Below are 12,944 nucleotides of genomic sequence, written 5' to 3' on the forward strand. Positions count from 1 at the left end.
AGAAGAGGTTGTGCCAGCATTTTGACACAATCTCTTTTATACCCTTTTATTTCATCTACTTACCATAGTTGTCTTTTTTGTAGTAAAGTTACCTGATTTGATGCTACATTGTACCCATTAAGCTGTATTACCACATGTTTGGTTTGTGCGGGGATAAGGAATTCGAATGTTATTTCTTTGCTCTCATTGGGCATTAATGTAAAGTAGCCGTCGTTGAAATAGGCAGGACGTATAGCCTTTCCACTATTACTATCCCTAAGTGTCAGGTCTATAAACGAGGCAATGACTTTACTTTTGTTGGTAACAACGACTTTTCCTTTGCAATAGCTTGATTCATCATATCGTACATTCTTAATCTGCATACTAACGTTTGATTCCGGCAGATTCGACAACAGCTTTCCGTCCCATTTATTGGGATTGAACCAATATACGTTATCATCCAATTCATGGCCCTTTGCATCAGTCAGTACAATTTTTATCCAACGGAAGTCGGTAACTCCGGCCAATTCATCAAATGTGATAACCGGCGTCAGTCCATTGCGCTTTATGGTTGGCACCTTTAGTGTGGTAGCGCTAATCTTGTGGCCCTCTTTACTGTAAGTGGCCAAGTTGACCGTTACGTTCTTATACTCCTTCAACGAAGTGTTTATTATATCTACATTGTACTTATCCAAACTCATCTGTATGTGCAAAGGGCGGCATGCTTTCTGGGCGCCATAGTATGCGCCGGCAGTTTCGCCATTGGAACTGTAGTTTTGCCATACCATACTTGGCCATGCGGGGTGGCTCATCCATAGCAATATGCCTGATGCGTCCCTCCACATCTTACTGTTCCATGCTTCGAAGATTGCTCTATGGCTTTCGTAATTGATGAGTTGTGCTTTCGTGCAGAACTCATCCAAAGAGCTCGATTTGCCGAGTTTCAAATCCATTCCTTCCGTATAGAGCTCACAGAAGGTCTTCTCGCCAAAGCTACGGTTGTGCCAATCGTGGTAGAACCAAACATCGCTAATGGGCCAGGTGTCTTCTTCGGCCATGAATTCACGAACGGTTTCGGCGGTTGGCAGTGAGGGAGTGCCTACCTCGGAACGGAAGCCTCCTGCTAATGATTTATAGTACCACGCGGGGTCGAATTTATAGTTCCAAGGTCCGCTTCCCGCGCTGTTCAAGGACCTTGAATTGCCTAAATAGTGCCTGGTCCCATCTTCTTCCATAAGAGTTTCTGCCAATGAATGTTCCAATTCTTTGGGGGCAAAGCCTTCATTCCGGGCACACCACAAAGCGATAGACGGATGATTTCGGTAACGGCGAACGACCTCTCTTACATTCCTCATGAAAAGCGTATTGTCCAATGGATTCAGGTTGAATCCTTCTGTAGATAGCCAGAAATCGTTGAATACCAATATACCATATTCATCGCATAGCTCATAAAAAATCTCTTCGGTAGACTCGCCCGTCCAGTTGCGAATCATGGTATAATGCATGTTTTTATGCAGTTTGAAGTATGGCTCCAAGCGTTCTCTTGAAACTCTTTTCATAGCATCATCCATGCCCCAGTTTCCGCCTTTGCAAAAGATTCGTTGACCGTTCACTTTGACTACCAAGTGCTCTTTCATCTCTTTATCTTCCACTTCTCGCACTATTTCACCATCGAGAGGTTGCAACAGCTGTGGCACGAACACTCCGTTTTTACTCTTTATACGAGCTACATTGTCAAATAGTCTTATTCTCTTTTCAGAAGCCGCGGTAGGGTTGAAGTTAATCCTCATTATTTCACCTTTAACGTTGTGGGCTGATAATTCATATTCCATTTCGCGCACTCCAATACGCATTTTTTGGATGTCTAAGGTATCGTTGTTATTGTCGGTCAGGCAAATCGTTGCATTATATAAATACTGATTGCCATAACCGTTGGGCCACCAGAGTATAGGATGTTCCATAACCAGCTCCTTGCATTGCTTGGGAGTAAGATGAATCTCCTTATACTCCTTGGCTCCTATCTTAAAAGGATGAACAGCCTTCACATTGCCTATTTGAACATGCAGCTTGGCATCTTGGAGTTGAGTAGAGGCATTATAAACCTTGGTATGAATCAGGAAACTGACTTTTGTGGTATCAGGCAAAGGCAAATCTGTGATGATTTGCGAATCGGTAAGTTCCAGTTCATTGGCATATACAATTCGTACATCTTGCCAGATTCCTGTATTCCGATCTCTTGTGGCAGGATTCCAATCCCAGCCTTCGGAGCTGATGAATGTAGGGCCATCTAAACATAACACTCCTCCATTTGGGCCTATTCCGGCTCTGCATGACTCGTGGGGAATACCCGGATTGCTTGGTGGGATGACACGCACTGCCAATACATTTGCTTCTCCTACTTTGGCAATCGAACTTATATCAAAAATTCCACGGCAGAATGCCCCGTCGATATTACCTAAGAGTTTCCCGTTCAGCCACACCTCTGCTCTATAGTTTATTCCATTGAATATTAATTTGGGCCGATTTCCATGTTTGTTCTGGGGAATCGTAAATACATTTCTATACCACCAGTCCATTCTGCATAAAGTGTCAGGAATAAGCAAGTTGTTCAATCCCCAATATGGGTCGGGGTACACCCCTTGCTCTACAAGAGTGGTTAACACCGTTCCAGGCACGGTTGCGCCATACCAATCGGAAGTATTCAACATCGGGGCATGGACAGATGTTTGCAGTTCGCGGACTTTATAGCCTTCAAGAAGTTCCCAGCCCTCATTCAGTTGATACTCTCTATTGCTTAATGCAACGAGTTTTCCTGCTACCGGTTTCTTGGTTTTACGAGAGGATGTTTGAAAGGAGTATTCAGAATGCGGAATTTCCTCAAAAGGTTGCTTCTGGTTAAGGCCAAAGTTTAGTTGTTGCGCTACGGCACGCTCATTCTTTCCCAAAGAAATGAAAATCAGGCATAAGGCCAAAAAGAGATGATTCCTCCCTAAAGATGATAATTGGGGCAAATAGTCTCCTCCCGTGAGTTTGATAAAGGACTTGAACATTGATAAACGCATGTTGAATTTACTCATAGTACTCTAATTAGTTAATAAATTGAAATATATGGGGAGTACATCGCACACCAGCGATTGTCTCCCTAAGCTCTTGTTATAAGGACGAATTAGAATCTAAATACCCTAAATGAAAGTAGGTTATTCTTTAACTGTTCAAGAAGTGAAGCGCAAACAGGAATGTCGGCATATAATCTTTTAATTCATGGCGAAGGACCTTTAAGGCTTTGCTAATATGATATTCAATGCTCTTAATGGAGAGTCCTGTTTCTTGCGCTATGTCTTGATAGCTCTTCCATTCGTAACGGTTCATCACAAAGATGTTTCTCGTTTTTTCTGGCATTTGCTTAAGGGCTTTGTCTATTAACTTCTGCACTTCGTTTCTTAAAAGGGTTTCAGGCTCACAGGCTTCCAGGCTGGTAATGCGCATGGTCAGTTCCCATTCTCTGTCACTCAGCATGTCTTCTGTGATGCTATCCCGTACACGCTCCCGCCGCAAATAGTCCAAACATCGGTTTTTCACTATAACTAGCATATACATAGCTATGTCATTTACTTCTATCAGATTGTTCCGTTGTTCCCAACAATGTAGAAAACTCTCGCTCACGATGTCTTCCGCAGCCTCAATGTGATGGACATAGGAATCGGCAAATCGGACAAAGCGTTCGCGGTGTGTCATGAAAATTTGGTCGATTTCCATTATATTTCTTGTTTTCCCCATTGTTTAAAGTAATTGGTTGACAATGTTCATACAACTATGATATAGCACTTTTTAGCAATAGCGTATTAAAAAGGCAGATATGGGCTATGCGCCAATTGCGATTCCCTTATATCGGTCGAGTGCTGTTTACTACATTGCTTTAATGTGTGTTCAGGCTCCATTAAAGATGTTGGGAATTAGTCGCTTATTTATCTTGCAGCACTAAGCTTTGTTAGCTAACTCGTATCGTTTTCAATGACTTAATTGGGCTTTAACGAAGTGCTGTTAAAGCCAAACAAAGGTAAGTTGTTTTTCTAAAAAATCCAAATATTCTAAGGGGCAGTTTAAATTTTGCTCAGTGTGTCTTTGAAATATGTTTATGAGGCTGTTTTCTGCTTTATGAGGGGCAAACAGGCTGTATGGTGAGCAAAAACAGGGGAAAGGCCAAAGATAATTCTCTAAGTAAAACTGATGAGGAACTTGAGAAAAAAAGAAAAATCAAGCAGACGCTAAAAAATATCCAAAGTTTGGTTAGGGTACTCCGAAGCTCGTTCGTCCTTATAGAAAATGCTAAAACCATAAAAACATGAAAAGACGAAATTTTATCAAAAGCTTGAGTACGTTAGGATTGGCCTCAGTGGCCATGACTCCTACTTTAGCATCCATACCGGGCGGCAATAACAAAGACAGCATCAGAGCCCGCATTCCCATAAGTACAGACTGGGATGTCATTGTGGTAGGAGGTGGACCATCAGGATGTGCAGCTGCCGCCGCCGCCGCTCGCGATGGTGCTCGCACACTACTGATTGAAGGAACCGGAGCTTTGGGAGGCATGGGAACCTCTGGCTTGCTGAATGCCTGGTGTCCTTTTACCGATGGGAACCGTATTATATATAAAGGTATAGCCGAAAAAGTATTCATGGAATCCCGCAAAGGTGTGCCCCACGTCCGCTACAATGACTGGGTGCCCATCAATAGCGAGTACCTCAAGGTCGTGTACGATGACTTAGTGACCCAAGCCGGTGTACACGTGCTCTTCTTTACGACCATGGCTGCTGTCGAAATGAAACAAGACGGAGTGGTGGACGCAATCATTGTGGCCAACAAGGCCGGCCTTACAGCCTGCAAGGCTAAAGTGTTCATAGACTGCACCGGTGACGGCGATTTGGCAACTTGGGCGGGAGCCGACTATCTTAAAGGGGATGAAAACGGTGAAGTGCAGGACGGTACACTCTGTTTTACCGTATCGAACATCGACCCTTATGAATACTCTCTGATAGGTAGCGTACACTCTAACCGAAAAGATTCGCCTGTGCACTCCATTCATGGAAATCCTAAATATCCCTTGGTCAAGGATGCGCACATGAACGACAAGCTGGTGGGACCTGCTATCGTAGGATTCAATGCCGGACATGTCACTGTAGATAGCACCAATCCGGAGTCGTTGTCGCAGGCTATGCTGAAAGGCCGCAAAGTAGCTCAACAATTGCATCAGGGGCTTAGAGAGTTTGAGCCTAAAACCTTTGGCGCCTCACACTTGAACACTACCGGAAGCTTGATGGGGATTCGTGAAAGCCGCCGGATAAAGTGCGATTATACTTTTACCTTAGACGATTGGTTGGAACGCAAGGAGTTTGCCGATGGCATTGGACGCAACAATTATTATATTGATGTCCATAAGAAAGACGCCAAGCATTTTCCTCGTTATAAAAAAGGAGAGTCGCACGGGATTCCTTTCAGCAGTCTGACTCCGGTGAAACTGGAAAATGTGTTAGTGGCAGGCCGTTGCATATCAACCGACCCTTACGCCTACGGTAGCCTGCGTGTGATGCCTCCCTCGCTGGTGACTGGTGAAGCAGCAGGAACAGCCGCCGCACAGATTGTCCGTTCCAAGAAACCCGATGTACATAATGTGGACATCAAGCAGCTAAGGAGTAGACTTGTAGAGGTAGGACAATTAATTTAAAAAAAAGCGGATTCCGTGTTTAGGGTATTCCCTCATTCATTCGTCCTCATAATAGTGATATAACTATATATGGAACAAGAACTCCTACATAAGATGTTTCGTGGCAAGGCAACCGACCAAGAGTTGGCTTCCATTCGCCAATGGGTCAATGCCGACCAGGCCAACCGAAAAGCTTTCTTCAGGGAACGCACCTTTTACGATGCGCTCCAATTGAGCAAGAAGGCCACGGCCAATAAGCCCTCAGCGCGTAAAACGTTTATCTGGAGTTGGAGCCAAACCGTTGCTGCAGCAGCAGTGATTCTGATTTGTGTCTTGGCAGGCCCGGCCTTATGGAGCCATTTCGCCACCGATGAAATGGTTTTCAATACCATCAAGGTGCCAACCGGGCAACGTGTGGAAATGACCTTGTCTGATGGTACGCACATCTGGCTCAATGCCCGCTCCGAACTAACATATCCTACAAGCTTCAATGGCAAAAAACGTGAAGTTTGGCTGAAAGGGGAAGCTTTCTTCAATGTCACGAAGCAGGGCAACAAAAAATTCATAGTGAACACCGGCCGTTGCGAAGTAGAGGTGCTGGGCACGCAGTTCAACGTAGAATCCTATGAGGATGACGAATTTTCTACCGCCCTTATGCAAGGAAGCGTTAAGGTCACCGATTCAGAGAACCCCGACCAGGTTGTGACGCTCACTCCTAACAACTCGGCAACGTTGTGCGACGGGCAGCTTAAAGTGAGTCCCATTAGCAACTTTGATGCGTATAGCTGGAAAGAGGGAATCATCACGTTTCGCAACACTTCGTTTAAAGATCTGATGAGAAAAATGGAAAAGAACTACGGCATACGAATTATTATAAACAACCCTAAACTCGACCATTACTCATGCAGTGGAAAGTTCCGCATATCAGATACCATAGAAGCTGTGCTAAAAGCACTTCAGCAAGACGCTAAGTTCTCTTTCGAATATAAAAACAACGATACGATAATCATTCAATAATAACCCTAAAAACTTTTTAATACCTATGACATAACACCTTAAATATAATATATATACCTACAAACATAACATACTAATACTAAAAAACTTTTAAACTTTACATCATGAGAAAAAGAAAAACCAGCGTACCACACCTGCTGAAAATGGCAGCGATGTTCTTGGTTTCGTGCCCCTTGAGTCTACAAGCAGTAACAATGGACCTGCAGGACTTGCGCATCACCTTGAACAAACGCAATGTCAAGGTGGAGAGTGTAATGAGTGACATTGAAAAACAGACAGACTTGTTATTCATTTACAACAAGAACGTAAACGTAGACAAAACAGTAAGCATCAACACCCAAAATTCCACTTTAGAGGAGGTGCTCAAGGATTTGTTCGGTGATGAAGTATCCTATAAGATAGAAGGCGGCTACATTGTGCTCTCTCGCAACGGAGCTTCAACAAACGATAGCCAACAGCAAGCCAAGCGCACCATAAAAGGTGTCGTAAAAGATTCTTTCGGACCTATTATCGGTGCAAATATTATAGAGAAAGGTACTACTAACGGTGTTATCTCCGATACGGATGGAAATTTTACATTGTCTGTAAGCAACCCAAAAGCTACCCTTATTGTTACTTACATAGGTTATAAGTCTACCGAAGTGGCGATAGGCAATAGTAACTCATACGAAGTTGTCATGCAAGAAGATACCGAAGCGCTGGAGGAAGTTGTGGTAATCGGCTACGGTAGTGCCCGCAAAATGGACTTGACAGGCTCTACGTCTTCATTGGGCGGTGAGAAATTGCGTATGAACAACACTCCTCAGCTGTCGTCACAATTGCAAGGACAGATGGCCGGTGTGCAGATAACAAGGTCAAGCGGCGACCCAGGGTCCGGAGCCACGATACGTGTACGTGGTATTACGACTCTTTCTACCAACGACCCCTTGGTCATTATTGATGGAGTACCCGGAAACTTGGGCGATGTGGCACCGGAAAACGTGAAAGACATTCAGGTTCTTAAAGATGCGGCATCTGCAGCAATCTATGGTTCTCGTGCTGCCGCAGGTGTTGTGCTGGTTACAACAAAGCGTGCCAAGAATAAAGAATTCCATCTGTCATATAATGGAGAATATGGAATAGATAAGCCGACAGAAGTGCCCGAATTTGCTAATTCGGTTCAATGGATGACTGGCTTGAATGAAATGACATACAATGATGGCGCTTCTTCTCCTTACTCTATCTATTCGAAAGAAATGATAGACAACTATGCGCAATTGCGTGCTGAAGACCCAGACAGGTATGCCGATACGGATTTTATGGGACTCGGACTTAAAAGCCATACATCACACCATCGCCATTCGTTGTCGTTGAGTGGAGGAACTGACAAACTGAAAAGTAACTTCAACTTGGGATATTATAGCTCTGAATCGCTTTTTAAGAACAAAAACTACGAGCGGATTAATATCCGTACCAATAACGATTACTCCATAAACAAGTGGATTCATGCCAATGTAGACTTGAACATGGTGTATGGGAACTCCGAAAAATCTCATGCTTCCATATCCGAGCTGATGGAGCGTGCTCCTATTTACAATGTTTATTGGAGCGACGGCACTTTTGCCGATGGCAAGGATGGAGATAATCCTATCGCAAAGCAAGAATTGGGAGGAACCTCTATCAGCAAGAATTATCGTATAAGTGGTAAAATCCAATTGGACATTAAGCCGGTCAAGGGGCTGACATTGACGGCCATCATTGCTCCGAACTATTCTTTTGCAATTGGGAAGAGCCATACTAAACGATACGATGTGTACACCATTTCCGGTGAAACTATTCCGGGAAAGGACAATGCGACTACTAACCTGAGCGAATCGCGCAACCACAACCATAGCTTGACAAAACAGCTCTATGCCAATTACAAACTGGATATCAAGAAACATTCCATCGGAGTGATGGCCGGTTATGAAGACTATGCATACAAGTGGGAGAATCTGGGTGCTTCACGTACCAATTATACTTTGAATAACTATCCTTACTTGGATTTAGGTCCTAAAGATTATCAGTTTAATAGTGGCAGTGCCGGACACAATGCTTACCGCTCTGTGTTTGGACGTATCATGTATTCATGGGCAAATCGCTACATGCTGCAAGCCAATGTCCGTTCCGACGGTTCTTCACGCTTTGCAAAAGGTCATCGTTGGGGAACGTTCCCGTCGGTAAGTGCCGGATGGATTGTTTCTGAGGAATCTTGGTTCAACAAAAAAATTGTAGACTACTTGAAGCTGCGTGGCTCTATCGGTCAATTGGGAAATGAGCGTATCGGTTCTGAATTCCCTTATCAAGCTAAGTTGGCTTTCGGAACAGGTTATCTTCCCAACACCTCTACGGGGGTGTCCGATGTTGTTCAAACAGCCTATCAGTCTGAATATGCTTTCAATGATTTGACATGGGAAACCACCACCACTTATGGAGTTGGCGTGGATTTCGGATTATTGGATAGCCGCTTGCGTGGTTCTTTCGATTACTATTACAAGAAAACCACCGACATGCTGATGCAAGTAGGATTCCCTTCTTATTTCGGATACAATGCACCGCAGAACAATGCTGCTGATATGCACACCAGAGGCTGGGACTTTGAATTGTCGTGGAGCGACCATATTGATGATTTCAAGTATGGAGTAAGCTTCAACCTGTCCGACTATCGTTCTAAGATGGGATATATGGCCGACAGACAGAATATCGGTTCCGGTAAGATAACCGAGGAAGGTTCTTATTACAATGAATGGTACGGTTATAAGAGCTTAGGCATTATCCTGAATGCAGATGCTATGTATGATGCCGATGGAAAAAAGATAGCTGTGCTCACTAACAATGACAAAGAGGGTAACATCCGTTATCAAGACATTGATGGCGATAACAAGATAACCGCTTCCAGCGACCGGGTGAGACTGGGTAATTCATTGCCCGAACTGCAATACGGTGGTTCTATATGGGCCGAATGGAAAGGCATTGACTTCAATCTGGCATTTCAAGGCATCGGGCATATACTTTCTTATTGGTCATGGCCCGTCACTCCCTTTAAATATCAGGCATACGCTTGTCCGCTTAATTTAATTGAGAGTCATTGGAGCCCTAATGCTACCGATGCAGAGAATGCCAAGGCTAAATATCCGAAACTGACAACGAATGATACAAATATTTACGCAACCAGTGATTTCTACTTATTTAATGGGGCTTACATGCGTATAAAGAATATAACCCTTGGTTATACTTTCCCCAAGCAGCTGACTCAGAAGTTTAATGTAAGCAAACTGAGAGCTTACTTTAGCGTTAATGATTTGCCGGCATTCTCTAACCATCCTAAAGGGTATGATCCTGAGTGGACCAGCTATAGCAACGATTTAATAACCTCTTCATTTATATTCGGCTTGAATGTTTCATTTTAATATCTAAGAAATCATGAAAAAATTGCATAAAAAGATATTGGTCATGACAATGGCCGTTGGCCTGACAGCTTGCGCTGATTTAGATTTGAATCCTTTGTCTGAAGGGTCAAGTGAAAACTGGTACCACGATGCCACGGAAATAGAAATGGCCTTGAATGATTTGTGGCGACCGGACTTTTTCCCTATCGATGGTATTGATTGGGACGATGACGTTCTGAACCGTGGTGCGTCAAATGAAATCACTATTGGAACAGTTACTTCGCAATGGAAAACCTCTGTCAGCAGATGGAACGTGCTCTACAAAGCAATTGCGCGTGCAAACAAAATCGTCAATGCACTGGATAAAGGCAGTGCATCGGGACTGAGAGAAGCCAAAGTGAACCAATACAAAGGCGAAGCCTATTTTATGCTGGGCTTTGCTTACGGTGAGCTGACTGCATATTATGGTGACTGCATTCTCAATAACAACATGAGCCTGAACGAAGCATACCATGCTGCCCGTTCTCCTAAGGAAAAGGTGCTTGAATATGCTTATGAATGTTTCGATAAGGCCATCGAATACTTGCCGGCCACGATAACCGGACAGCTCAGACCGACTAAAGGTGCTGCACTTGGCTTTAAGGCGCGTTTTGCCCTGTTCCATCAAGACTGGCAGACTGCTGCAGATGCTGCTAAGCAATGTATGGACTTGAATGTGTACGAGTTGCACGACAATTATCTCAATTTGTTTAAGGCAGACAAGTCGAAAGAACTGATGTTCTATTTCAAGGGAAACCTGGCTCTTAAGAAAGGATTCGGTCTTTTTACCGACATCCGAAATACAATCATACGTAAGGTCAGTGGAACTGCCGGAAAAAGCCCTTCTTTGGAATTGCTATGCGCTTATACCTGCATAGACGGATTGCCTATCGACGAATCGCCGCTCTATAATCCTAAAGACCCGTTTGCCAACCGTGATCCCCGATTGGCAATGACCATTCAGCCGTATAAGACGAAGTATTCGGAAGATTATGCTGAATATGAGGCCTCGAAGAAAGATGGCACATTCCCCGAGAAATATCCGGACTACGTTATGCTGGGATATGAATACAACCCCAGCCCTTACGCCAATAAAGTCTACGAGGTGGCTACTGGCAAAATGGTTCTGAGCAGCGATTCGAAAGCCTCTAACCAGCATGCCGCATACAATGGTTTGGTAATCCGCAAATTTGTGAAAGAGGAGTGGAAAGACTATAACAAGTATGGCGGCGTCTCAGACAATTGCCATCCCTACCTGCGTTATGCCGAAGTTCTTATGACTTACTTGGAGGCTAAGAATGAGATGGGGACGTGTACGCAAGAAGATTTGGACAAGACTATCAACTTGATCCGGGAGCGTGCTTATCGAAATACAGGTATTGACTACCCCAGAGTCAAGGTCGCTTCGCAAGCAGCACTCCGCCGTATCATACGGATGGACCGTCGTGCGGAGTTTACATTCGAAAGTGTTCGGTATCGCGATTTGCTGCGTTGGAGAGTAGCCGAGAAGTCGCATAACAAATCCATGTATTACTTGGATCGTGCATGGTCCGGCTCAACCAATTGGAACGGACTGACAGGCAGCGAGTCGAATACGCAATTGTCTGACGAATTTATGAAGCTTTTGAAAAACTGGGACGAGGGCAACTATCCGATAGGAGGCATCCCTGATATTGACGAAGACGGACTTCCCGATTTGTCTCCGATGGAAGAGGCCGGCTATATCGTGACTTTCTATAAGATGTCGTTCGACCCCAAAAAGAACTATTTGTGGCCCATACCGGCTGACGACCTCTTGGTCAACGACCAATTGGAGCAGAACCCCGGTTACTAATATGCCGACATCGACTCTGCCTTTCCTGTGGAATCTGCAATCTGTGTAGCACTGATTAAAGACGGAAGGTAGAACCAAGCTGTAGAGGGTGTCAGAAGAAACTCCCTTGATACTTTCCTTTAGGCGCGAATTGCGCGGAACCTCGGATTTAATTATAGAATCCGTATTGTTCCGCGTAATACACGCCTAAATATTATCACATCACGAAAGCGCCCGCATGCTTTTAAATCTGTCCCTTTCGGTGTCCTGACTTATGAGGAGATGTCCGGGCCGATAGTTGGCGTTATGCACAAGATGGCGTGTTTCTTGGTAATCTTGTGTTTGAAGGATTAGTAATCTTACATCTGAAACATCGTGATGTATGGATGGGGATAATGTCTTTCTCATGCCCTGCTTTTATATAAGCGTGAGTTCGGGATAAAAAAGTTCCTTTAAAAGTTTTTTCTTATCCCGAACTCACGTATCAATATAGTATCGGTGGCGATGATCTTAGAAGCACTTGTCTCATGATTGGTATCGTATGGTTGCATTCTTATTCGTTGGCATATCGCGATTCTATTTGCTAACTTGAATTTTATGAGTTTCAAAACGGAGGGGGAAGGCGGTGTATAGAACCGGAAGCTGTTTTCGGACAAATGAAATACAACATGGCATACAGGAGGTTACGGCATGTGGGAGAAGACAAGATGACAATGGACTTTGCCTTCTTTACCATAGCTTTTAATATCAAAAAGATGTGTGCAAAACTGAGAAAAGCAGGAAAGGAGCTCATTACATTTGCTAAATCTATATTTATTGGGCTATTTATAACCCGATACAACGGGAATATAGTAACTTGTTACCAAATGAATGAGAAAAAAGCGGCGTAGACAAAAGGAAATATAGCAGGACTGTAAATCATCAAAAAAGGTTGTGCCAACGTTTTGACACATTTACATTTGCAGTATTAAATATCACAATAAAATAT

6 protein-coding genes and 1 pseudogene are annotated in these 12,944 nt (G+C 43.9%); 5 read left to right on the forward strand and 2 right to left on the reverse strand.

Annotation, left to right across the window (positions count from 1 at the left end):
- Positions 1 to 59 precede the first annotated feature (59 nt).
- Both DWW10_RS22505 and DWW10_RS22510 read right to left on the reverse strand, forming a co-directional pair.
- Positions 60 to 3,056 carry a glycoside hydrolase family 2 protein gene (locus DWW10_RS22505; protein ID WP_022391429.1) on the reverse strand — a complete coding sequence of 999 codons (2,997 nt, stop codon included), beginning with the start codon at positions 3,054 to 3,056 and terminating at the stop codon, positions 60 to 62.
- 127 nt (positions 3,057 to 3,183) lie between these two features.
- Entirely contained in the window at positions 3,184 to 3,735 is a 552-nt protein-coding gene (locus DWW10_RS22510; protein ID WP_022391430.1) for an RNA polymerase sigma-70 factor, read from the reverse strand.
- Positions 3,736 to 4,321: 586 nt separating this feature from the next.
- Between DWW10_RS22510 and DWW10_RS22515 the strand changes: the two genes are divergently transcribed.
- The 5 genes and pseudogenes from DWW10_RS22515 to DWW10_RS22535 all read left to right on the forward strand — a co-directional run.
- Positions 4,322 to 5,701 carry an FAD-dependent oxidoreductase gene (locus tag DWW10_RS22515; RefSeq protein WP_022391431.1) on the forward strand — a complete coding sequence of 460 codons (1,380 nt, stop codon included), beginning with the start codon at positions 4,322 to 4,324 and terminating at the stop codon, positions 5,699 to 5,701.
- A 69-nt stretch (positions 5,702 to 5,770) separates the two neighbouring features.
- Entirely contained in the window at positions 5,771 to 6,697 is a 927-nt protein-coding gene (locus DWW10_RS22520; RefSeq protein ID WP_118221971.1) for a FecR family protein, read from the forward strand.
- Between the two features lie 104 nt (positions 6,698 to 6,801).
- Positions 6,802 to 10,125: a TonB-dependent receptor gene (locus DWW10_RS22525; RefSeq protein WP_022391433.1), complete on the forward strand. Its 3,324-nt coding sequence runs from the start codon at positions 6,802 to 6,804 to the stop codon at positions 10,123 to 10,125.
- Positions 10,126 to 10,138: 13 nt separating this feature from the next.
- Positions 10,139 to 11,977: a RagB/SusD family nutrient uptake outer membrane protein gene (locus DWW10_RS22530; protein ID WP_118421154.1), complete on the forward strand. Its 1,839-nt coding sequence runs from the start codon at positions 10,139 to 10,141 to the stop codon at positions 11,975 to 11,977.
- A 596-nt stretch (positions 11,978 to 12,573) separates the two neighbouring features.
- Positions 12,574 to 12,846, forward strand: a pseudogene (locus tag DWW10_RS22535) (transposase); the annotation flags it as partial.
- Between the last annotated feature and the right edge of the window lie 98 nt (positions 12,847 to 12,944).

The sequence above is a fragment of the Bacteroides intestinalis genome, assembly GCF_003464595.1.
Taxonomy (GTDB): domain Bacteria; phylum Bacteroidota; class Bacteroidia; order Bacteroidales; family Bacteroidaceae; genus Bacteroides; species Bacteroides intestinalis_A.